The following is a 21,040-nucleotide window of genomic DNA, read 5'->3' as shown; positions in this document are numbered from 1 at the left end:
CACGCCGCGCATAGTTATAATCAGGCATCAACCAATGAAGGGATTTCGCCGTGCGCTGGCTCAGGACCGCCCTAGGCTTCACCGTCACATTGCTGACCTTGCTCTGCTTGAATCCGGCCCTGGCCGCTCAAGGCAGTGGCTGGGCGGTTTTGCTCGACGAACAGGCCGACCTGCAGCTCAGTGATATCCGCTCCCCGCGCTACACCAACCAATTCAGCCCCATCGAACTGGACAAGCTGACCGCAGCCGAACCCGACGGCGCCCTGTGGTTGCGCTTCAAGCTCCAACCGGGAACCCACGAGCAGATCCTGCGGATCTTCGCCCCCGACCTGTCCCACCTGAATCTCTACGTGCTCGACGGCGACAAGCTGATCGAACAAGTGAACACCGGCGCCAGCCAGTCGCAAGCCCAAAAGCCTTTGCCCAGCAGCGACTTCATGCTGCCACTGCCGCAAAGTGCCAAGCCGCTGGACGTCTATCTGCGCCTGGTGTCCGAACATGAACTGCGTCCCTACATCACCCTGCAATCGGCTGTGATGGGCGCCGCCGACCAGAGCCAGACGCTGATCTACGGCCTGTTGTTCGGCTGCCTGGCGATGCTGATCCTGCACAACCTCACCCGCTTCGCCTACACCCGTTCACGCAGCAGCCTGTGGCTGGCAGCCTGTGAAGGCCTGCTGACCCTCAGCCTGTTGATGCTGCTGAACCTGCTCGGTCCCTGGCTACCGGACTGGCAAGCGTTGCAGACACCGGGCGCCTACGTGGCCCTGCTGCTGACCGCGCCCTGCGGGATGATGTTCGCCTACCGCTTCTTCGCTCCACTGGGCCCGCACCCGCTGAACCGCTTGCTGCTGGGCAATATTCTGCTGATCGGCCTGTTCGGTCTGTTGCTGCTGTTCGTCAACACCCTGCCGCTGAACATCATCACCTACGGCCTGGTGGCCCTGGCCGGCCTGAGCATGCTGTTCGTTGGCGCCTACCACTGGCACCAGGGCTATCGTCCGGCCCGGCTGTTCGTCACCGCCATGGTGATTTTCAACCTCGGCACCCTGGTGATTCTCCCGGCGCTGCTGGGCCTGACCCTGGTAGCGCCGCAAGGGTTGATCGTCACTCTGCTGAGCGTGGTGTGCATCGCCGGGTTGCTGATGAGCATTGCCTTGGGCGAACGCCAGCGCAACATCACCGAGAACCGCTTCAGTGTCAGCCGCGACCTGGCCGCCAGCACCGCCGAGATCAATGCCAAGGCCGAGTTCCTGGCCAAGATCAGCCACGAGATCCGTACGCCGATGAACGGTGTTCTGGGCATGACCGAGTTACTGCTGGGCACCCCGCTGTCGGTCAAGCAGCGTGATTATGTGCAGACCATTCACAGTGCCGGCAACGAGCTGCTGACCCTGATCAACGAGATCCTCGACATCTCCAAGCTGGAGTCCGGGCAGATCGAACTGGACGACGTGCAGTTCGACCTCAACGCCCTGATCGAGGATTGCCTGAGTATCTTCCGGGCCAAGGCCGAACAGCAGAACGTCGAGCTGATCAGTTTCATCCAGCCCCAGGTGCCGCGGGTCATCAGCGGCGACCCGACGCGCCTGCGCCAGGCCCTGCTGAGCCTGTTGGAAAACGCCCTGAAGAAGACCGACGAAGGCGAAGTGCTGATCGTCGTCGCCCTCGACGAGCGCAGCAGCAAACCGCGCCTGCGCATTGCCGTACAAGACAGCGGCCAGCCCATGGATACCGAGGAGCGCGAAGCGCTGCTGCACACCGAACTGCACAGCAAGAACTTCCTCGCCACCACCCGCCTGGGGGGCAACCTGGGGCTGGTGATCGCCCGCCAGTTGATCCTGCTGATGCACGGCGAATTCGGCATCAAGAGCGGCACCAACCAGGGCAGCACCCTGTGGCTGACCCTGCCCCTGGACGCCGAGCGCCTGGAACATCCCACCGCCGACCTCGACGGCCCCTTGCAGGGCGCGCGGGTGCTGGTGGTGGACGATAACGACACCTGCCGCAAGGTGCTGGTGCAGCAATGCAGCGCCTGGGGCCTGAACGTCAGCGCCGTGCCTTCGGGCAAGGAAGCCCTGGCCCTGCTGCGGACCAAGGCGCACCTGCGGGACTACTTCGACGTGGTGCTGCTGGACCAGAACATGCCCGGCATGACCGGCATGCAGCTGGCGGCGAAGATCAAGGAAGACCCGAGCCTGAACCACGACATCCTGCTGATCATGCTCACCGGCATCAGCAACGCGCCGAGCAAGGTGATTGCGCGCAATGCCGGGATCAAGCGCATCCTCGCCAAGCCGGTGGCCGGCTACACCCTCAAGACCACTCTGGCCGACGAGCTCAGCCAACGCGACAAAGCCCCCACCGCGCCCTACAACATGCCCCTGAACCCGGCACCGGGTCCGGCGCCGATCACCGTTCCCAGCGACTTCAGCATCCTGGTGGCCGAAGACAACAGCATCTCCACCAAGGTCATCCGCGGCATGCTGGGCAAGCTCAATCTGCAGCCCGACACCGCCAGCAACGGCGAAGAGGCCTTGCAGGCAATGAAGGCCAAGCGCTACGACCTGGTGCTCATGGACTGCGAAATGCCGGTGCTCGACGGTTTCTCCGCCACCCAGCAGTTGCGGGCCTGGGAAGTGGGCAACCAACGGGTGCGCACCCCGGTGGTGGCGCTGACCGCGCACATCCTCGCCGAGCACAAGGAGCGCGCGCGCCAGGCCGGCATGGACGGGCACATGGCCAAGCCGGTGGAGTTGTCGCAACTGCGCGAGCTGGTGGAACACTGGGTCACCCAGCGCGACCTGCGCGAGCGCAGCACCGCGCACACCAGTTGAGCCGACAGCCTGCGCGGCGCCTGTTAAACTCTGGCTCGCCCTCCCTAGTCGTGAGCTCCCGCCATGCTCCACGTGCTGTTCAGCGTTTACCTGAAGATGCTGGTGCTCTATAGCCCGTTCTTCGTCCTCTCATGCTTCATCAGCCTGACCCGCGGCTACTCCTCCAAGGAGCGCCGACGCCTGGCCTGGAAAGTCGCCCTGGCCACCCTGGTCTCCAGCGTCTTGCTGTACCTGTTCGGGCGGGTGATCTTCAGCGTGTTCGGCATCACCGTGGACGCCTTCCGCATCGGTGCCGGCAGCGTGCTGTTCATCTCGGCCCTGGGCATGGCCCAGGGCAAGTCGGCTGTACAGACCGACAACGTGCAACAGGACGTGACCATCGTGCCGCTGACCATTCCCCTGACCGTGGGCCCGGGCACTATCGGCGCCCTGCTGGTGATGGGGGTCAGCCAGCCCCACTGGGACGACAAGCTCACCGCCATTCTCAGCATCGCCCTGGCCAGCCTCACCGTGGGCGTGGTGCTGTACCTGTCCAACCGCATCGAGCGCATCCTTGGCGACCAAGGCTTGCAGATTGTCAGCCGGCTGATGGGACTGTTCGTCTGTGCCCTGGCAGCACAGATCATCTTTACCGGGGTAAGGGGTTACCTGGTCCCTTAGGTCCGCCAAGTCTCGAACCTGTAGGAAACCTTCCCAGCAGGAGCAGGAACCGCACCATGCCCTACAGCGCCGACACGGCCTTTATCCAGGAACAATGGCAGGCCGGGTACTTCCCCCGGGAAAACACCCTGGTCCTCAACAGCGGGTTCTACTGCCTGTTCGACCTGCCCTACGAACATCCCCGGCTGAGCAACAAAGTCTGGATGCCGGCCCTGGACTTCCCAGGCAGGGATGAGCCTGATTTCGTCACCACCCTGGGGTTTGCCGCCGAAGGCCCGCAGCCCTTTCATGCCCAGTGCGGTGAGACCGCCGGGCACGGCGGCGACGGCTTCCTGGCCTTGCTGGAAAAGGACACGGATGCACTGATCTGGCTGCTTGTCCTCAGCGAAACCAATCCCTTCTGCCGAGTCGAGATCCACGACCAGCAGATCCATGCCGAGTCGACCTCCGGCGTCACCGTGCGGGTCCCTGTCGAGCGCCCCGATCAGTTGACCCTGGTCTGGCCATGAACCGCCCGCCCACACCGAGCCCAATGAAAAAACTGAGCGCCACCGCCGCCATCGACCTCCTGAGCACACACAGGCTGCCCGGCCTCGACCTCGCCGCTCGGGCTTCCCTGCTCCTGGACTGGTGGGGGATCGACAGCGACAACCTTGAATTCGCAACACTGCCACCCGACCTGCAGCAACAGCTCATCTCGCAACCGGAGCCCCCGGACGATGCGCAAGACCCGCGCTACGACGCCCTGCTGCTGGTCGCCCTGCGCGCCGAATACCGTGGCGTCACCCAGCTGTACCTGAGGCGCTGCCTGCGTGAAGCCGGGCTGGGCGACTACGCCGTCAGCGCGGACATCGAGTACCTTGAGGCCTGTCCCTGCTGCGGTTATCGAACCCTCTCGGCGCGGGGCGACTACCAGATCTGCGACCTCTGCCATTGGGAGGACGACGGCAGCCAGGCGCTGGATGTGCTGAGCGGACCCAACCACAAAACCCTGGGCCAGGCCCGGGAACACTTTGCCCAGCAGCAGGGCCGCCTGCCCTTGGACAAGTGGCCACACATCAGCAAGGAGCACCCATGATTCCCCCGCAGTTGATCGCCCTGATCGAAGCCCAGCCCCGCTACTGCGCGCCCCCCGACACCGTCGAGGTCACCCGAGCGCTGGCAACATTGGGGATTGCCCTGGACAGCGAGTTCGCGCAGATCTACCTGACCTGTCACCCCGCCAACTTCTTAGACCGAGTGAGCTACGGAGCGCTGATGAACATCGACGGGCCCAGTGATGAAATCCTGATGTGCACCGAGTTCATTCATGAAGTCTGGGAGTTGCCCAGGAACTTCATCGCCTTCACCTCACTGCAAGGTCAAGGCGGCTACTTGCTGGACAAGGACAGCGGTGGCGTCTGGGATTTCGACCTGGGCGACAGGGAAGCTTTTATCGCCGGCCGCATTCCCGCCAGATGGGCCAGCTTCTTCGAATTCATGACCTGGCTGCTGACCGCCACGGACAAGGATGAGGACGAGGAAGACCTCGCGCGCTAGAAGCCGCTGCCGGCGATGGCGATCTTACGAGCGCCTTCGCCGGCAAGCCGGCTCCTACAAGGGTTTATTGCCGTACCAGCGCGGCGTGTAGACCCACTCGCCACCCTCGGCCCGGGGGAAGACGCAGGTGGTGGAAGAGCCCACCAGCACCATGGTGCGCATGTCCACCTGCTCCGGGGTCAGCTCGCCCAGGGTGATGACCCGCAAGGTCTGGCCCGGACGGCCAATGTCGCGCCCCAGCACCACCGGGGTTTGCGGCGTGCGGTGCTGGCGCACGATCTCCAGGGCCCGGCCCAGTTGCCAGGGTCGGGAACGGGAGATCGGGTTGTAGAAGGCCAGGGCCAGATCGGCCTGGGAGGCGAGGTCCAGGCGCTTCTCGATGATGTCCCAGGGCTTGAGGTTGTCGGACAGCGACAGCACGCAGAAGTCATGACCCAGCGGCGCGCCGGCCTGGGCGGCGGTGGCCAGTGAGGCGGAGACGCCCGGGAGGATCTCCAGGTCGACACGATGCCAGGCCGGATCGCTGGATTCGTGCAGGGCTTCCAGGACCGCCGCGGCCATGGCAAACACCCCCGGATCACCGGACGACACCACCACCACCGAACGGCCCTGGGCCGCCAGTTCGAACGCGTGCCGGGCGCGCTGCATTTCTTCGCGGTTGTCAGTGCAGTGCATCACCTGATCGGCGCGGAAGGGGCCGGCCATGCGCACGTAGGTTTCATAACCGAGGATGTCGTTGGCCCGGGCCAGTTCGGCTTTCACCGCCGGCACCATGAGTTCGGCAGCACCAGGACCGAGGCCGATGACTGCCAGGCGTCCGCGGGGACGACCGATCCGCTCAGGGTCCAGGGGCTGGCTGGCCACGGCGATGGCGATGTCGTCCCCCACCTTCAGCGGCGGCAGCAATTGCGGCACGGCTTGCTGTGCCAGTTCGACGACACTGCCGGCGGCCGGCAGGAAACGCAGCGGCACACCCAGTTGCGCAGCCGCCTGATGCAGGGCGCGGTCAGCCATGTCACTGTCGGCCGCCAGCAGGCAGGCGACGGACTGCACGGCAATTCGCGCCTGATGCAGGGCCTGACGGATGTGGGTGGCGAGGCCGGTATCGCTTTCGCCAGCAAGCTGGCCGCTGCGGCAAGCGACCAGGACGCTGCGGGGGTAGATCAGCAGCTCATTGGCCGCAGGCTCGCGCTCGGCAGAGCCGACCCGGATGGTCAGCCGGGCCTGATCGTTCTCGGGCAGCTTGGCCGCGGCCAGCCAGGGCGCGGCGCCTTCGATGCGCACGCTTTCGCCACCCAGCAGGTCGGAAACGAAACGCTTGCCCAGCTCCAGGTCGCCCAGGGCATAACCGCTGGGCGGGTTGAGCAGGCAGGTACCGAAGCGCAGTTCGCCACTGGTGGTAATGGCCGCAGCCACACCAAGGCCCGCGGCGATTTCCCGGGCCATGACGTTGACGCCGCCCAGGCCACCCAGCAGCGGCACCACGGCGCTGCCATCTTCGGCAACGGCCAGCACCGGCGGTTCGGCGCCTTTTTCCAGCAGCAGCGGGGCCAGGGTGCGGATGACGATCCCGGCCGCGCACAGGGCGATGATGGGCGTGTCCTGTTGATACAGCTGGCGCAGGGTGGCGCCGAATTCGTGGTAGATCCGATCAGCGCCTTCGACCCGTTCCGCCAGACCGTGGATCAACGAATCGGGATACAGCCGCTGGATCTGCCGTGCGGTGTCGAGACTGCCTTGGCCAAGGATGACGATGGCCGGAATTGGACGGGCCATCAGCCTTGCCACCTTTCGCCGGGCACGATGATCAGCGAGAAGTACGGCGAGGACATCGGCTCCACGTCATCCAGCGGCACGATCTTCTGGTTGGCCATGGTGGCGCGCTCGACGTACAGCGCACGCTGCGCCAGCCCCAGCTCTTCCAAGACCTGGCGCACCTTGGGGAAATTGCGCCCCAGCTTCATCACCACCGCCGCGTCGGCGTCCGCCAGACGCCGCTTGAGTTCGTCATGGGGCAGCACGCCCGAAAGCACCGACAGGCTCTGGTTGCGATACACCAGCGGCGCGCCCAGCACCGACGCGCCGCCCAGCATCGAGCACACCCCGGGCACCACTTCGGCCTGGTAACGCTCGGCCAGACGATCGTGCAGGTACATGTAGGAACCGTAGAAGAACGGGTCGCCTTCGCAGATCACCGCCACATCCCGACCGGCATCCAGATGCAGCGCCAGCTCCTGGCTGGCGCTGTCGTAGAAATCGCTGATCACTTGCTCGTAGGACAGCGGCGCCGGCAGCACTTCGGTGGTCACCGGGTACACCAGCGGCAGCAGGGTCTGGGCCTGTTGCAGGTGCCCTTCGATGATGCCGAAGGCGTTACCTTTCTTGCCCTTGGCCACGAAGTAGGCCACCACCGGCGACTCGCGCAGCAGGCGCAGGGCCTTCAGGGTAATCAGCTCCGGATCACCAGGACCCACGCCAAGGCCGATCAAACGTCCAGGTTGCTGCATCATTCGATCTCCGTGGCCAAGGCGTTGACGGCGGCGGCGGCCATGGCGCTACCGCCCAGGCGACCCTGCATGATCACAAAGGGCACGCCGCGGCTGTCGGCGGCGAGCATCGCCTTGGATTCGGCGGCGCCGACGAAGCCCACCGGGAAGCCGAGGATCAGCGCCGGTTTCGGCGCGCCGGCGTCGAGCATTTCCAGGAGGTAGAACAGGGCGGTGGGCGCATTGCCGATCACCACCACGCTGCCTTCCAGGTGCGGACGCCAGAGCTCCAGAGCCGCCGCCGAGCGGGTGTTGCCCAGCTCTCGGGCCAACTCCGGGACGCTGTCATCACGCAGGGTGCAGATCACTTTGTTGTTGGCCGGCAAGCGTGCCCGGGTAATGCCTTCAGAGACCATCCGCGCATCGCAGAGGATCGGTGCCCCGGCGGCCAGGGCATCACGCCCGGCCTTGCCGGCGCCCGCGGAGAATTGCAGGCCATCGATGGCCTCGACCATGCCGCAGGCGTGGATCACCCGTACCGCGAGTTTTTCCAGGTCGGCGGGAATGCGATCCAGCTTGGCTTCTTCGCGGATGATCGCGAAGGAGTTGCGATAGATCTCCTGACCGTCGCGGATGTAATCAATCATCTAGGTGGCTCCGTGGGCGGGCATCAAGCAGTGCCTCTGCCGCTTCAATAGAAAGGTTGCGTGCGTGCAGCGCGCCGAAACCCGGCTGCGCTGCATCGCGTAGATACAAGTCGTAACGCCCTGGGGCCGTCGCCAGCAGGGTGGCCGGCGCCACATGGGCGGCGGCGCAGGAACGGGAGCAGGCCGACAAATGCACCGCCTGCTGACGGCCATGGCCCTGGAGCAGGGCTGCCAACTTCAACGCATCGCTCTTGGTGTCGGCCAGGGCTTTGCCGCAGCCACTGGAGCCGGTACAGGCAATCAGGTGGGCCAGGGACTGTTCAGGGCTGCACAACAGGCCCAGTTGGCCCAGACGTGCCGTGACCCCGGGAGCATCCGCCGGGGCAATGCCGGGCAGCAGCAGGCTCTGCCAGGGTGTGAAGCGCAGGCTGGCATCGCCGTACTGTTCGGCCAGTTGCGCAGCGCCCTTGAGCATGACGGGATCAAGGCGCCCCAGGGGCGCAACCGCGCCGACATAGACCTGTCCGCGTTCACGCTGTGGATAAGTTCCCAGGTGCAGCCCAGCGACCGAGGCCGGACGCTGCCAGCCGTCGATACTCAACAAGGGCCGGCTCAGGCGCAGGTTCAGTTGGGCAAGAAAATCCGCCACCGGCACCTGCGCCAACAGGTGGCGCATCCGCGTCTGCTCGGGCGTGGCCAGCTCGAGAAACAGCTCCAGCACCGCCACCAGCAGTTCATGGCCCAGTTCCTGGGGCACTGCCGCCAAGGGTTTATCCACAGGGCTGCCCGCCAGGCCAAAGGCCAACAGCAACTGCCCCTCCCGCACCAAGGCGGCCAGCCACAGATCGTGATGATGTTCGAGCATGGCCAGGGCTTCGCCGCCATCGAGCTGCACGGCGAACTTGGCCGACAGTTCATGGAAGCGCGAGTGGCTCTGCAAGGTCTCGAGGATCTGCCCGGCCAGGGGCCGGGTGTCCATCAGCAATTGCCGGTCGATGCCGGCGCTGGGGCTGAGCATCAGGTTGCGCACATCGTCGCCGGCGGCGGTGGTCGGTCCCAGGCCGGCCGCCAGCAGTTTGTCGATCAGTGCCTGGTGCTCGGCGCCGATCCCGCGAATCTGCAGGTTGGCGCGGTTGGTGGCCTCGATCACACCGCCGGCATAAGCCTGCGCCGCCTCGGCCACCGCCGCTGCCTGAGCTGCACTGATGACGCCGCCCGCCAGCTTGATCCGGCAGATGCCGCCGTCCAGCGCCGGGACAATGCGCAGCAACCCCGGGCAGGCCGAGGGGCGGATGGCGGTGGACATAGGACGTTCGTTCAAAGGGGCGACCGGCAGTGTGGGAAAAGCGCTTCGTCAACGAAGGCGCGGTATTATGCCTGCTTTGTCCGAAGGCATGAAAAGCCTGCCGGTCGGAACCTTAGGTTTGAGGAATATAGATGTCGCCCTGGCTGACAGTAGTGGGAATCGGTGAAGACGGCTTCAAGGGCCTGGGCAGGAACGCCCGCCATGCCCTGCTGGGCGCTTCGCGGATCGTCGGCGGCCAGCGCCAGCTGGATCTGCTGCCGGCGTGCATCCGTGGCGAACGCCAGTTGTGGCCCAGTCCGTTCTCGCTGGAGCCGGTGCTGAGCCAACGCGGCACGCCCGTCTGCGTGCTGGCCAGCGGCGATCCGATGCTGTTCGGCGTAGGGGCCAGCCTGGCCCGGCAACTGCCGGCCGAGGAGCTGCAGGTACTGCCCTTTCCTTCCTCCTACTCCCTGGCCGCCGCCCGCCTGGGCTGGGCCCTGCAAGAGGTGGTCACGCTGTCGGTGGTGGCACGCCCGATTGCCGCGCTCAACGCCCAACTGTTCAGCGGCGTGCGCCTGCTGGTGCTGAGCAATGACCGCCACAGCCCGGCGGCCATCGCCGGACTGCTGCGCGAGCGCGGCTTCGGCCCGAGCCGGATCACGGTACTGGAGCACTTGGGCGGGCCCTTGGAGCGACGCCTGGACAGCACTGCCAATCAATGGAGCGATCCATCGATCGCCGACCTCAACCTGCTGGCCATCGAATGCCGGGCGGCGGCCGATACGCCGCAACTGTCCCGTCTGGCTGGCCTGCCGGACTCGGCCTTCCGCCATGACGGCCAGTTGACCAAGCGGGACGTGCGCGCCATCACCCTGGCCCGCCTGGCCCCGGTGCCCGGTGAACTGCTCTGGGATGTGGGGGCCGGCAGCGGTTCCATCGGTATTGAATGGATGCGGGCCCACCCCAGTTGCCGGGCCCTGGCCATCGAAGCCGATGACGGCCGCCAGCAGTTGATCGAACACAACCGCGACGTGCTCGGGGTGCCCGGGCTGCAACTGATTCGCGGCAGTGCGCCCCAGGCCCTGGCCGGACTGGAGCGTCCGGATGCGGTGTTCATCGGTGGTGGGGTGACCCGCGAAGGCGTGTTGCAGACCTGCTGGGAGCAGCTCAAGCCCGGTGGGCGCCTGGTGGCCAACGCGGTGACCCTGCAAAGTGAAATGACCCTGATGCACTGGCGCGACCAGTACGGCGGTGAACTGACCCGCATCCATATCGCCCAGGCCCAGCCCCTGGGGGAGTTCGACACCTGGCGCCAGGCCCTGCCGATCACCCTGCTGGAGCTGCACAAACCCCGGGACCTGCCATGAACCTTGCAGGAGCGGGCTTGCCCGCAAAAGCATCCAGCAAAGAGACCGCAGCGCGCCCTTCGCGAGCAAGCTCGCTCCTACGGGAGCAAGGGCATGCGTGAGGAAACAGCGGAACAACCCGCGCCCCTGCGCAGCGGCCTGACCACCGGCAGCTGCGCCACGGCCACCAGCCTGGCCGCCGCTCGCCTGCTCTTGGGGGGTGTCAATGCGGACGCGGTGGATATCGTCCTGCCCAAGGGTAAACAGGTACAGATGCGCCTGGAGTTCTGTCGCCGCACCCACGACGGCGCCGAGGCCGGAACCCTCAAGGATGCCGGCGACGACCCGGACGTGACCCACGGCGCCCTGCTCTACTCCCAGGTGCGCCTGACTCCCGAGCCGGGAATCCGCTTTATCGCCGGCCAAGGTGTGGGCACCGTGACCCGCCCCGGTCTGGTGCTGGCAGTGGGTGAGCCGGCGATCAATCCCGTGCCGCGCCGGATGATCAGCGAACACCTGCAACGGCTCGCCGAGGAACAGGCCTACCCCGGCGGGTTCGAAGTCACGGTGAACGTCGAGGGCGGAGCGGAACTGGCCCTGAAAACCATGAACCCGCGCCTGGGGATTCTCGGCGGGCTGTCGATCCTGGGCACCAGCGGCATTGTCCGGCCCTTCTCCTGTGCGGCCTATATCGCCTCGATCCACCAGGGCATCGATGTGGCCAAGACCAATGGCTACCTGCACATCGCCGCCTGCACCGGCAACGCCAGCGAAGACACCATGCGCCGGGTCTACGAACTGCCGGAAATCGCCCTGATCGAAATGGGCGACTTCGTCGGCGCAGTGCTCAAGCACCTGCGCAAAGTGCCTGTGGATAAACTCAGCCTGTGCGGCGGCTTCGGCAAGATCAGCAAACTGGCCGCCGGGCACATGGACCTGCACAGCCGCCACTCCAGCATCGACCTGCCACAACTGGCGCGCTGGGCCGCCGCGGTGGGTGCCGACCCGGCGCTGCAACAGGCCATCCGCGAGGCCAATACCAGCCAGCAGGCCCTGGCCATGGCCAGCGCCGCCGGGATCGCCCTGGGCGACGCGGTGTGCCAGCACGCCCTGGACTTCGCCCGCAGCGTGGTGCCGGCCCAGGTTCAGGTGGAAGTCTTCGCCATCGATCGCCAGGGCGGCATCGTTGGCCACGCCGGAGTCTTGTCATGACCCGTATTCTGCTGCTGGGCGGGGTCACCGAAGCCCTGGCCATCGCCCGCACCCTGGGCCCAACACATATCTACAGCCTGGCCGGAGTCGGACGGGTGCCCACCGACCTGAACTGCCAGGTACGGGTCGGCGGCTATGGCGGTGCCGAGGGCCTGGCCCGCTTTATCCGCCAAGAGCGCATCGGCCTGCTGCTCGATGCCACCCACCCTTACGCGGCGCAGATCAGCGCCAATGCACAGGCCGCCGCGCAACTGGCCGGGGTTGCCTGCTGGGCCTTGCGGCGGCCGGCCTGGCAGCCGCAGCCCGGGGATGACTGGCGCGAGATCACGGACTGGCCGCACTTGGTGCAGGCCTTGAAACCCTTCAAGCGGCCCTTGTTCACCCTGGGTCGAGAACCCTTGCAGCATCTGGATGAGATTCCTGCCGGCCAGTTCTGGACCCTGCGCGCCCTGGATACCTACCCGGGCAATCCGCGCTGTGAAGTGATCGGGGCCCGCGGGCCGTTCCTGATCGAGGACGAACAAGCGCTGTTCGAGCGTCGGCAGATCGATGTGCTGATCAGCAAGAACAGTGGCAGCAGCGCCACCGAACCCAAGCTGGAAGTGGCCCGCGAGCGGGGCATACCGGTGCTGGTGCTCAAGCGTCCCGAGCTGCCCGAGGTCGACCGCCACTTTGCCAGCGTGGCCGAGGTGTTGAGTGCCCTGGGGCAGCTGTCTCACGCCTGACAGACAAAGTCGCCAAGCCCCACAGACTCTTGGGATTCCCCTGGCAGCGAGCGATAAGACAGTGCTTTAGCCTCCTTGGAACGATTCAGTGGCGACCGGCTCATCAATGGCCAGTCGTCGCGCCAATCGACTTCAGTCTGGCAAATGACTTGCCAGCCCGTATCCCAAGGAATACAGTCGCCATGTTCGTCTTTGAGCAGACTCAGGCGTTCACCCACTGGCTGCTACGCCTAAAAGATCCCCAGGGAAAAACCCGCGTGCTGGCCCGGATCAGGGCGGCGCAACTGGGCCGATTCGGCGACTGCGAACCGGTGGGCGAAGGTGTCTATGAAATGCGCATCCATCGCGGCCCCGGCTACCGGGTGTACTTCTCGCGCCGGGACACCGTGATCTACCTGTTGCTGATCGGCGGTGACAAGGGCACCCAGAGACGCGATATCCAACGCGCCAGGCAACTGGCCCATGACCTCAAGAGCGAGGGCTGAAACATGCGTACCCCAGTGACCCGCTTCGACGCGGCAGAGTACCTCAAGACCCCGGAAGACATGGTGGCCTACCTCGACGCCTGCTTCGAGGAAGATGCCGGCGACGGCAAGCTGATCCGCGCCGCCCTCAACGACATCGCCCGCGCCCGGGGCATGACCCAGGTGGCCCGCGACACCGGCCTGGGTCGCGAGAGCCTGTACAAGGCCCTGGGCAGCCAGGGCAATCCCGAGTTCGCGACTATCATCAAGGTCATGAAGGCACTGGGACTCAAGCTCCACGTCAGCCCGGCCTGAACTGGCACTGCGACACCACACCGCATACGCTGCTTTTTTACTTATCCACAGCGATCAGGCTAAATACCCGCCTGATCGCTCAACCGACGGATCGTCCCCATGTCCCGACAACGGCTCGCATTTGCCTGGATCGCCTGCTTCGCAGTGCTGTTCAACATGCTTGCCATGCCGCTTTCCGGGACCATGCAACGCAACGATTCGGGGCTGGACGAACAACTGCTGTGGGGCAGCTTCTGCTCTTCCAGCGGCACCAAAATGGTGGCCATTTCCCTGGGCAAGCTTGAGCAGAAAGCCCCGCAGAACGACGAGCACTCGAACATGCAGCACTGCTGGTGCTGCTCAGGCTCGGCGCCGCTGGTGGCCCTGCCCGGTCATGTACCCCAGCTGAATTTCATTCGTTTCGCCGTCCAGCCGGGCGCGCCGCAACCGAAGATCGCAATGCTCACCCTGCGCCAGCAATGGCCCAGCCTGAACCCCGGTGCCCCGCCTCTGGCATGATTCCCTTTCGCAAGTGATCTGCGTTTTTGAATCGTTCTGGAGAACCGTCATGTCCAAACCGTCCCTGATCAAGCAATCCCTGCTTATTGCCGCACTGCTGCTGCCCGCCTGTTTCGCCGCCGCTCACGACTACAAGGCCGGTGAGTTGCAGATCGCCCATCCCTGGTCGCAGGAGCTGCCGCCGAACGCGCCGACCGTCGCGGCTTACTTCGTGGTGCACAACCCAGGCAAGAACGCCGACACCCTGCTCAGTGTCGACTCGCCGATCTCTGGCCGGGCCGAACTGCATGAACACGTCATGCAAGGCGACATGATGAAGATGCAGCAAGTGGCCAAGGTTGCGGTGCCCGCCGGCGGTGAGGTGACCTTCGCCCCCATGGGCTACCACGTGATGCTGATGGAGCTCAAAGACCGCAGCCTGCTCAGCGACGGCAAGCGCTTCCCGCTGACCCTGCACTTTGAAAAAGCCGGCGACGTCACCGTCGAAGTGGCCGTACAGAAGCAGCCACCGGCCGCCATGCACGAGTCCAAGCACGCTCACTAAGCTGACCGGCTCGTTACCGTGAACACCCCGCACGCGCCTGGCCGCAGGCGGTCCGCGCCGCGTCGCAACTCCCCGGGAGTGCGCCGCGGCAGCTGGATCAGCCTGTTCGCCATGCTGATGATCTTTATCGGCCCGCTGATTTCTCAGTCGATGCCGATGGATCACGCGATGCCGATGAACATGTCCGTCTCCATGGACATGGGCGACGGCGCGCCCGGCTGTCACGGTGAAAGCCCGCATCACGCCCAACAGGGCAAGTCCCAGGGCGAACAACACGTACTCTGGGAAAAATGCGGCTATTGCAGCCTGCTGTTCAATTGCCCGGCACTGCCTTCGGGGCTGTCGTTCGCCGCCCTGTCCGCGCCGCCCACACAGTATTTCCTGATCCCCGCCACGCGCCTGGGCCACGCCCGGCAGACCGTGTTCCCCGGCGCCCTGACCCGCGCCCCGCCGATCCTCGTCTGAGTCCCCTGCTCATCTCACACGGCCGACTGTCATTGCGACAGCCGCGTAGTTACGGCCGTGTCATTCAAGACCGATCGATGGAACATCTATGTTTTCTGCTGACACTCGCCTGGGCGCTGCCCAGCCATCCAAGCCCTTTGCCCTGAACCCGTCGCGCCTGCGTTTCAACCATGCCCTGGCGGTGCTTTGCGGCGTGCTGCTGACCCCCCTGGCCCTTGCCGACGAGGCCCCGACGGATCACTCCCGACACGGCATGCAATTGAGCCCGACGGTGATCACCGCCATCGCCCCCAGCTCGCCGCTGACCGTGGTCACCAATCCCAAGGACCCGCGCCAACCGGTCCCGGCCAGTGACGGCGGCGACTACCTGAAGACCATTCCCGGCTTCGCCCTGGTACGCAATGGCGGCACCAACGGCGACCCGGTACTGCGGGGCATGTTCGGCTCGCGCCTGAACATCCTCACCAACGGCGGCATGATGCTCGGCGCCTGCCCCGGCCGCATGGATGCACCGACCTCCTACATCTCTCCGGAAACCTATGATCGCCTGACCGTGATCAAGGGCCCGCAAACTGTGCTCTGGGGCCCCGGCGCCTCGGCCGGCACCGTGCTGTTCGAGCGTGAGCCGGAACACTTCGGCGAGCTCGGCACGCGGGTCAACGCCAGCCTGCTGGCGGGCTCCAACGGCCGCTTCGACAAGACCCTGGATGCTGCTGCCGGCGGCCCCCTGGGGTATGTGCGGGTGATCGGCAACACCGCCCACGCCGACGACTACAAGGACGGCAACAACGACACCGTGGCCTCGCGCTACGACAAGTGGAACGGTGACGTGGCCCTGGGCTGGACCCCGGACGCCGACACCCTGCTGGAGCTCACCGCCGGCAAGGGCGACGGCGAAGCCCGCTACGCCGGCCGCGGCATGGACGGCTCGCAGTTCAAGCGCGAAAGCCTGGGCCTGCGTTTCGAAAAATCCAACATCGGCGAGGTGCTGGACAAGGTCGAGGCCCAGGTCTACTACAACTACGCCGACCACGTGATGGACAACTACAGCCTGCGTACCCCGTCCGGCACCGGCATGATGGCCGGCCCCATGGCCTCCAATGTCGACCGTCGCACCCTCGGTGCGCGGATCAAGGCCACCTGGCGCTGGGCCGACCTGCAGTTGATCGGCGGCCTGGATGCCCAGACCAACGAACACCGCACTCGGGCCAGCAACGGCGTGGATACCTACAAGCAACTGCCCCGTACCAAGGACGCCGACTTCCACAACTATGGCGCCTTCGGCGAACTGACCTGGTACGCCGCCGAGCGCGACCGCCTGATCACCGGGGCCCGCCTCGACCGTGCTTCGGCCAAGGACTACCGGCAGAGCACCGGCTCGGGAATGATGAGCCGGCCCAACCCCACTGCCGGCGATACCCGGGCCGATACCCTGCCCAGCGGCTTCGTGCGTTACGAGCATGACCTGGCCGACAGCCCGACCACGCTGTACGTCGGCCTTGGCCACACTCAGCGCTTCCCCGACTACTGGGAGCTGTTCTCGCCGAAAATGGGTCCGGCGGGCTCGGTGAACGCCTTCGATTCGATCAAGCCGGAAAAGACCACCCAATTGGACTTCGGCCTGCAATACCAGAGCGAGGACCTGGAGGCCTGGGCTTCGGGCTATATCGGCCAGGTGCGCGACTACATCCTCTTCGACTACAACACGAAAATGATGGGCATGAGCACCTCTCGGGCCGAGAGCATCGACGCACGGATCATGGGCGGCGAACTGGGTGCGGCCTACAAGCTGACCTCCAACTGGAAAGCCGATGCGACCCTGGCCTACGCCTGGGGCAAGAACAGTAGCGACGGCAAGGCCCTGCCGCAGATGCCGCCGCTGGATGCGCGCTTCGGCCTGACCTACAGCGAGGACGACTGGAGTGCCGGGGCCTTGTGGCGGGTGGTGGCGGCGCAAAACCGCGTCGACCTGAACAAGGGCAACGTGGTCGGCAAGGACTTCGGCAAGAGCGGTGGCTTCGGCGTGTTCTCCCTCAACGGCGCCTACCGGGTCACCAAGAACCTCAAGCTCAGCACCGGGGTCGACAACCTGTTCGGCAAGGCCTACGCCGAACACCTGAACCTGGCGGGCAACGCCGGCTTCGGCTACCCGGCCAGTGATCCCCAGGCAATCAAGGAGCCGGGGCGCACCCTCTGGACCAAGGTCGACCTGAGCTTCTGATCCGCCTTCGCCGGCACGCCGGCTCCTCACCGCAGGAGCTGGGGTGCCAGCGAACAGCCCCTATAAGAAAAGATTCACTGCCCTGCGGAGCGTGCCCCGATGAACCGACCCAAAGTGTCTTTCTACAACCTGGCCTGGCGCTGGCATTTCTACGCCGGGCTGTTCGTGGCCCCTTTCATGGTGATGCTGGCCCTGACCGGCATCATCTACCTGTTCAAGCCACAACTGGACCCGTTGATGTACCCCAGCCTGCTCAAGGTGCCCGCCGCTCATCACCTGCTGAGTGCCGACGACTTGCTGCAAAGGGTGCAATCGGCCTACCCCCAGGGCCATATCAAGCAGTACCTGCCACCGATTGATGCCGAGCGCAGCGCGCAGTTCGTGGTGCAGGACAAGGGTCAGGAGCTGAATGTCTTCATCGACCCCTACCACGGCGATGTGCTCGGCGAGCAGGATGCCAAGGCCAACCTGCAGGCCGTGGCCCGGGCCATTCACGGTGAGCTGATGATCGGCACCGTCGGTGACCGACTGGTGGAACTGGCCGCTGGCTGGGGCATCGTCCTGGTGGTGTCCGGCCTGTACCTGTGGTGGCCACGGGGCAAGTCGTCGGCGGGCGTGCTGTGGCCGCGTTTCAGCGTCCGCGGCAGGCCGTTCTGGCGCGACCTGCACAGTGTGCTGGGCTTCTGGGGCGCGGCATTCCTGCTGCTGATGCTGCTCAGCGGCATGACCTGGACCGGCTTCTGGGGCAAGCAGTACGCCGACCTGTGGAACCGCTTCCCGGCGGCCATGTGGAACGACGTGCCGACCTCCGACCAGCAGGCCCGGGAGCTCAACAGCGCCACGCGCCAGACCGTGCCATGGGCGGTGGAAAACACCCCGATGCCGATGTCCGGCGACCACGCCGAGCACATGGCCCACAACGCCGCGGACACGGCGCCGGCAGCCCCGTCCATCAGCCTGCAAGCGGTGCAGGACATCGCCCGCCAGCGCCAGGTCGAACCGGGCTACAGCATCACCTTGCCGAAGACCGCCACCGGCGTGTTCACCATCGCCGTGTTCGCCGACGATCCGCGCAACGATGCCACCCTGCATGTCGACCAATACAGCGGCAAGGTCCTGGCCGACGTGCGCTGGCAGCAGTACAGCTCCGTGGCCCGGGCCACGGAGCTTGGGGTGATGCTGCACGAAGGCAAGATGTTCGGCCGCGTCAACCAGATCCTGGTGCTGGTGGTGTGCCTGATGATCCTGCTCAGCGCCGTGAGCGGCATGGTCATGTGGTGGCAGCGTCGTCCCCAGGGCCGACTCGGCGTGCCCCCGCTGCGCCACGACCTGCCGAAATGGAAAACCGCGATGCTGATCATGGCGCTGCTGGCCTTGGCATTTCCTTTGGTTGGAGCCTCGCTGATTGGGGTGTGGCTGCTCGATCGCCTGCTGCTTTCACGCTTCAACCGCGGGCCTGAATCTGCTTCATCTTCAACATGAATCAGCCGAGATGCGCGTTCCAGAGGGCTCTGTAGAATCTCGGCGCCTTAGCCATGCACAGTTATAATGTTACCTTATAACACTAAAGTGTAAGATCCCTGCCCGCAGTCCCCCACTGCGGGCAACCCCCTCGAAGAAGTGATTCACCGTCCCGATGAACAAGTACTTGCTGCCCAGCCTTTGCCTGATGGCCTTGCCTTCCCTGGCTCAGGCGGATGATTCCGCCGCCTCCCTGACCCTGCCCACCGGCACCATTTCGGCTCCGGCCAGCGCGGCCGACGACAGCGTCAGCCTGAAGACCCCGACCAGCGCCGGCTCGCGCTTGGGCCTCAGCGCCCTGGAAACCCCGGCCAGCACTGACAGCCTGAGCGGCGAACGGATTCGCGCCCGGGGTGACCGCAGCATTCAGGACGCGGTCTCCCGCAGCGCCGGCATCAGCCGCACCGGCACCCCAGGCGACGGTGGCACTTCGTTGTCGGCACGGGGTTTCACCGGGCAGAGTTCGGTGATGCAGCTGTATGACGGCAACCGCATCTACACCGGCATGGGCACCGTGACCTTCCCAGTGGACAGCTGGGCGGTGGAGCGGGTCGACGTGCTGCGCGGCCCGGCCTCGGTGCTGTATGGCGAAGGCGCCACCGGCGCGGTGATCAACACCCTCCCGAAAAAGTCCTTCAGCGGCGCAATCGAAAACCACCTGCGCCTGGGCTACGGCTCCTTCGATCGCCAGCAGCAGGCCCTGGACAGCGGTGGCTCCCTGAGCGACACCTTGAGCTACCGGCTCAACCTCAACCGCGAGCGCAGCAACGGCTGGATCGACCGTGGCGACTCCTCCGGCGATTTCGTCAGTGCCGCCCTGCGCTGGCAGGCTCGCGACGACCTGACCTTTACCCTGGCCCACGACTACGGCGACCAGAACCCGATGAACAACTTCGGCACGCCGCTGATCAACGGGCGCTTCCACAAGAGCCTGCGGGACAAGCACTACAACGTGCGCAATGACCAGCAGCACTACAACGACCAGTGGACCCGCCTGACCAGCGAATGGCAGATTTCCGACCAGGTCAGTGCCAGCAACGAGCTGTATTACCTCAAGGCCCAGCGTCGTTGGCAGAACGCCGAGAACTACAACTTCAACCCGACCACCGGCCAACTGAGCCGCAGCGGTTACTACGCTATCGGCCACCAGCAGGAACAGGTCGGCGACCGCCAGACCTTCACCTTCAAGCACTCGCTGCTGGGCCTCGACAGCCAGACCCTGACCGGCGTCGACTACAACCGCATTCGCTTTCACCTGAAAAGCAATTCGCCCTTCACCGACAGCTTTACCAACGGTCAACCGCTGGACCTGTATCACCCGGCCCCGGGCGACTTCACCAGCAACAGCCCCTACCGCGATCAATTCAAGACCACCACCAAACAGATGTCGGTGTTCGCCGAAAATCGCCTGCAGCTCAGCGAGCGCTGGTCCCTGGTGACCGGTGTGCGCCGCGACTATGCGCACATTGATCGGGATGACTTGAAGGACGACAGCCGCAGCGACAAGACCCTGACCGGCAACAACTGGAAGGCCGGGCTGGTGTTTGCCGTCACTCCGGATACGTCCGTGTACGGTCAGTACTCCACCAGCACCGACGGCGTCGGCGGCCTGATTTCCCTGAGCCAGAGCCAGCAGCAATTCGACCTGTCCAGCGCCAGGCAGAGCGAGATCGGCCTCAAGCAGGCGTTCTGGGACCAGCGTGGCGAATGGACCCTGGCCGCCTACCACATCGTCAAGAAGAAGCTGCTGACCGATGTTCCCGGCGACCCGGGCCAGAAACAGCAGGTGGGCCAGCAATCCTCCAACGGCCTGGAGGCCAGCCTGGACCTGCAACTGCCCCACGCCTGGCAACTGCAAGCCAACGCCGCCCTCGTTCGCGCCCAGTACGACGACTTCAAGCAGGACGTCAACGGCGTGCAAGTCTCACGCGACGGCAAGCGCCCGGTGGACGTGCCCCGGCGCACCGCCAACCTGTGGCTGAGCAAAGCCCTCAACGATGACCTGCGGGCCGGCGCCGGAGTGCGCTACGTGGATGCGCGCTACGCCGATATGGCCAACCGCAATGAGTTGCCCAGCTACACCGTGGTCGATGCCAACCTGTCGTGGAAAGCCCTGCCCAATACCACCCTGGGCCTGCAATTGAACAACCTGTTTGACCGCCAGTACGCACAAAGCCAATACAATGACGGCCAGCAATGGATACTCGGCGAGCCACGCTCGTTCTTCGTCACCGCTGACTACACCTTTTAACCCCACCTGGCGCTACGGCACGGG

20 protein-coding genes are annotated in these 21,040 nt (G+C 65.3%); 16 read left to right on the top strand and 4 right to left on the bottom strand.

Annotated elements, in window-relative coordinates:
* The first annotated feature begins 50 nt into the window (after nucleotides 1–50).
* The 5 genes from WIN67_RS03300 (at nucleotide 51) to WIN67_RS03280 (ending at nucleotide 5,036) form a co-directional block, all read left to right on the top strand.
* Nucleotides 51–2,837: a hybrid sensor histidine kinase/response regulator gene (locus WIN67_RS03300; protein ID WP_102881949.1), complete on the top strand. Its 2,787-nt coding sequence runs from the start codon at nucleotides 51–53 to the stop codon at nucleotides 2,835–2,837.
* Nucleotides 2,838–2,900: 63 nt separating this feature from the next.
* On the top strand, nucleotides 2,901–3,497 hold the full coding sequence (locus WIN67_RS03295) for a MarC family protein (protein WP_003171467.1): 597 nt from the start codon (nucleotides 2,901–2,903) through the stop codon (nucleotides 3,495–3,497).
* Between the two features lie 56 nt (nucleotides 3,498–3,553).
* Nucleotides 3,554–4,006, top strand: coding sequence for a hypothetical protein (locus WIN67_RS03290; RefSeq protein WP_296414646.1), 453 nt, complete (start codon nucleotides 3,554–3,556; stop codon nucleotides 4,004–4,006).
* A gap of 23 nt (nucleotides 4,007–4,029) precedes the next feature.
* Complete coding sequence (locus tag WIN67_RS03285; protein WP_339070630.1) at nucleotides 4,030–4,575, top strand: CPCC family cysteine-rich protein; 546 nt, start codon at nucleotides 4,030–4,032, stop codon at nucleotides 4,573–4,575.
* Nucleotides 4,572–5,036 carry an SMI1/KNR4 family protein gene (locus WIN67_RS03280; protein WP_339070629.1) on the top strand — a complete coding sequence of 155 codons (465 nt, stop codon included), beginning with the start codon at nucleotides 4,572–4,574 and terminating at the stop codon, nucleotides 5,034–5,036. The genes WIN67_RS03285 and WIN67_RS03280 overlap by 4 nt, the downstream gene beginning before the upstream one ends.
* Before the next feature lie 54 nt (nucleotides 5,037–5,090).
* On the opposite strand, the gene cobJ is transcribed toward WIN67_RS03280, so the two are convergent.
* From cobJ to cobG, 4 genes are read right to left on the bottom strand one after another with little or no spacing between them, the layout of a single operon-like run.
* Complete coding sequence (gene cobJ, locus WIN67_RS03275; RefSeq protein ID WP_273907912.1) at nucleotides 5,091–6,812, bottom strand: precorrin-3B C(17)-methyltransferase; 1,722 nt, start codon at nucleotides 6,810–6,812, stop codon at nucleotides 5,091–5,093.
* Nucleotides 6,812–7,543, bottom strand: coding sequence for a precorrin-2 C(20)-methyltransferase (locus WIN67_RS03270; RefSeq protein ID WP_102862984.1), 732 nt, complete (start codon nucleotides 7,541–7,543; stop codon nucleotides 6,812–6,814). Before WIN67_RS03270 ends, cobJ begins: the two co-directional genes overlap by 1 nt.
* Nucleotides 7,543–8,169, bottom strand: a complete 627-nt coding sequence (locus tag WIN67_RS03265; RefSeq protein ID WP_102862983.1) for a precorrin-8X methylmutase — start codon at nucleotides 8,167–8,169, stop codon at nucleotides 7,543–7,545. Before WIN67_RS03265 ends, WIN67_RS03270 begins: the two co-directional genes overlap by 1 nt.
* The gene (gene cobG, locus WIN67_RS03260) at nucleotides 8,162–9,475 is read right to left on the bottom strand and encodes a precorrin-3B synthase (protein ID WP_339070627.1); all 1,314 of its coding nucleotides are present in this window, start codon (nucleotides 9,473–9,475) and stop codon (nucleotides 8,162–8,164) included. Before cobG ends, WIN67_RS03265 begins: the two co-directional genes overlap by 8 nt.
* 131 nt (nucleotides 9,476–9,606) lie before the next feature.
* Between cobG and cbiE the strand changes: the two genes are divergently transcribed.
* The 11 genes from cbiE to WIN67_RS03205 all read left to right on the top strand — a co-directional run bounded on the left by cbiE (nucleotide 9,607) and on the right by WIN67_RS03205 (nucleotide 21,016).
* Nucleotides 9,607–10,821 (top strand): precorrin-6y C5,15-methyltransferase (decarboxylating) subunit CbiE, encoded by a 1,215-nt coding sequence (gene cbiE / locus WIN67_RS03255; protein WP_123391215.1) that lies wholly within the window; start codon nucleotides 9,607–9,609, stop codon nucleotides 10,819–10,821.
* Nucleotides 10,822–10,914: 93 nt separating this feature from the next.
* Nucleotides 10,915–12,012, top strand: a complete 1,098-nt coding sequence (locus tag WIN67_RS03250; protein ID WP_102862980.1) for a cobalt-precorrin-5B (C(1))-methyltransferase — start codon at nucleotides 10,915–10,917, stop codon at nucleotides 12,010–12,012.
* Nucleotides 12,009–12,737: a cobalt-precorrin-6A reductase gene (locus WIN67_RS03245; protein ID WP_213664658.1), complete on the top strand. Its 729-nt coding sequence runs from the start codon at nucleotides 12,009–12,011 to the stop codon at nucleotides 12,735–12,737. Before WIN67_RS03250 ends, WIN67_RS03245 begins: the two co-directional genes overlap by 4 nt.
* Nucleotides 12,738–12,919: 182 nt before the next feature.
* Nucleotides 12,920–13,222, top strand: a complete 303-nt coding sequence (locus tag WIN67_RS03240; RefSeq protein ID WP_123391220.1) for a type II toxin-antitoxin system RelE/ParE family toxin — start codon at nucleotides 12,920–12,922, stop codon at nucleotides 13,220–13,222.
* Nucleotides 13,223–13,225: 3 nt separating this feature from the next.
* Nucleotides 13,226–13,516 (top strand): addiction module antidote protein, encoded by a 291-nt coding sequence (locus WIN67_RS03235; protein ID WP_102881959.1) that lies wholly within the window; start codon nucleotides 13,226–13,228, stop codon nucleotides 13,514–13,516.
* 99 nt (nucleotides 13,517–13,615) lie between these two features.
* Nucleotides 13,616–14,014, top strand: a complete 399-nt coding sequence (locus WIN67_RS03230; RefSeq protein WP_110595469.1) for a DUF2946 domain-containing protein — start codon at nucleotides 13,616–13,618, stop codon at nucleotides 14,012–14,014.
* A 49-nt stretch (nucleotides 14,015–14,063) separates the two neighbouring features.
* The gene (locus WIN67_RS03225) at nucleotides 14,064–14,558 is read left to right on the top strand and encodes a copper chaperone PCu(A)C (protein WP_422394654.1); all 495 of its coding nucleotides are present in this window, start codon (nucleotides 14,064–14,066) and stop codon (nucleotides 14,556–14,558) included.
* An 18-nt stretch (nucleotides 14,559–14,576) separates the two neighbouring features.
* Nucleotides 14,577–15,023: a DUF2946 domain-containing protein gene (locus tag WIN67_RS03220; RefSeq protein ID WP_102881962.1), complete on the top strand. Its 447-nt coding sequence runs from the start codon at nucleotides 14,577–14,579 to the stop codon at nucleotides 15,021–15,023.
* Between the two features lie 88 nt (nucleotides 15,024–15,111).
* Entirely contained in the window at nucleotides 15,112–17,244 is a 2,133-nt protein-coding gene (locus WIN67_RS03215) for a TonB-dependent copper receptor (RefSeq protein ID WP_339070626.1), read from the top strand.
* Between the two features lie 99 nt (nucleotides 17,245–17,343).
* The gene (locus WIN67_RS03210; RefSeq protein WP_339070625.1) at nucleotides 17,344–18,726 is read left to right on the top strand and encodes a PepSY domain-containing protein; all 1,383 of its coding nucleotides are present in this window, start codon (nucleotides 17,344–17,346) and stop codon (nucleotides 18,724–18,726) included.
* A gap of 154 nt (nucleotides 18,727–18,880) precedes the next feature.
* The gene (locus tag WIN67_RS03205) at nucleotides 18,881–21,016 is read left to right on the top strand and encodes a TonB-dependent receptor (RefSeq protein WP_339070624.1); all 2,136 of its coding nucleotides are present in this window, start codon (nucleotides 18,881–18,883) and stop codon (nucleotides 21,014–21,016) included.
* The last annotated feature ends 24 nt before the right edge of the window (nucleotides 21,017–21,040 follow it).

The organism is Pseudomonas idahonensis (assembly GCF_037903935.1).
In the GTDB taxonomy this organism is placed as follows: domain Bacteria; phylum Pseudomonadota; class Gammaproteobacteria; order Pseudomonadales; family Pseudomonadaceae; genus Aquipseudomonas; species Aquipseudomonas danubii.
The sequence above is the reverse complement of the archived record's forward strand: the minus strand, read 5'-3'. Positions and strand labels throughout refer to the sequence as shown.

Excerpts from the sequence above, each read along its gene's own strand:
- WIN67_RS03210 (WP_339070625.1), top strand. The coding sequence starts at position 17,344 with ATGAACCGACCCAAAGTGTCTTTCTACAACCTGGCCTGGCGCTGGCAT.
- WIN67_RS03250 (WP_102862980.1), top strand. The coding sequence starts at position 10,915 with ATGCGTGAGGAAACAGCGGAACAACCCGCGCCCCTGCGCAGCGGCCTG.
- cbiE (WP_123391215.1), top strand. The coding sequence starts at position 9,607 with ATGTCGCCCTGGCTGACAGTAGTGGGAATCGGTGAAGACGGCTTCAAG.
- WIN67_RS03285 (WP_339070630.1), top strand. The coding sequence starts at position 4,030 with ATGAAAAAACTGAGCGCCACCGCCGCCATCGACCTCCTGAGCACACAC.
- WIN67_RS03280 (WP_339070629.1), top strand. The coding sequence starts at position 4,572 with ATGATTCCCCCGCAGTTGATCGCCCTGATCGAAGCCCAGCCCCGCTAC.
- WIN67_RS03265 (WP_102862983.1), bottom strand. The coding sequence starts at position 8,169 with ATGATTGATTACATCCGCGACGGTCAGGAGATCTATCGCAACTCCTTC.
- WIN67_RS03230 (WP_110595469.1), top strand. The coding sequence starts at position 13,616 with ATGTCCCGACAACGGCTCGCATTTGCCTGGATCGCCTGCTTCGCAGTG.
- WIN67_RS03270 (WP_102862984.1), bottom strand. The coding sequence starts at position 7,543 with ATGCAGCAACCTGGACGTTTGATCGGCCTTGGCGTGGGTCCTGGTGAT.
- WIN67_RS03240 (WP_123391220.1), top strand. The coding sequence starts at position 12,920 with ATGTTCGTCTTTGAGCAGACTCAGGCGTTCACCCACTGGCTGCTACGC.
- cobG (WP_339070627.1), bottom strand. The coding sequence starts at position 9,475 with ATGTCCACCGCCATCCGCCCCTCGGCCTGCCCGGGGTTGCTGCGCATT.
- WIN67_RS03225 (WP_422394654.1), top strand. The coding sequence starts at position 14,064 with ATGTCCAAACCGTCCCTGATCAAGCAATCCCTGCTTATTGCCGCACTG.
- WIN67_RS03290 (WP_296414646.1), top strand. The coding sequence starts at position 3,554 with ATGCCCTACAGCGCCGACACGGCCTTTATCCAGGAACAATGGCAGGCC.
- WIN67_RS03215 (WP_339070626.1), top strand. The coding sequence starts at position 15,112 with ATGTTTTCTGCTGACACTCGCCTGGGCGCTGCCCAGCCATCCAAGCCC.
- cobJ (WP_273907912.1), bottom strand. The coding sequence starts at position 6,812 with ATGGCCCGTCCAATTCCGGCCATCGTCATCCTTGGCCAAGGCAGTCTC.
- WIN67_RS03295 (WP_003171467.1), top strand. The coding sequence starts at position 2,901 with ATGCTCCACGTGCTGTTCAGCGTTTACCTGAAGATGCTGGTGCTCTAT.
- WIN67_RS03245 (WP_213664658.1), top strand. The coding sequence starts at position 12,009 with ATGACCCGTATTCTGCTGCTGGGCGGGGTCACCGAAGCCCTGGCCATC.
- WIN67_RS03205 (WP_339070624.1), top strand. The coding sequence starts at position 18,881 with ATGAACAAGTACTTGCTGCCCAGCCTTTGCCTGATGGCCTTGCCTTCC.
- WIN67_RS03235 (WP_102881959.1), top strand. The coding sequence starts at position 13,226 with ATGCGTACCCCAGTGACCCGCTTCGACGCGGCAGAGTACCTCAAGACC.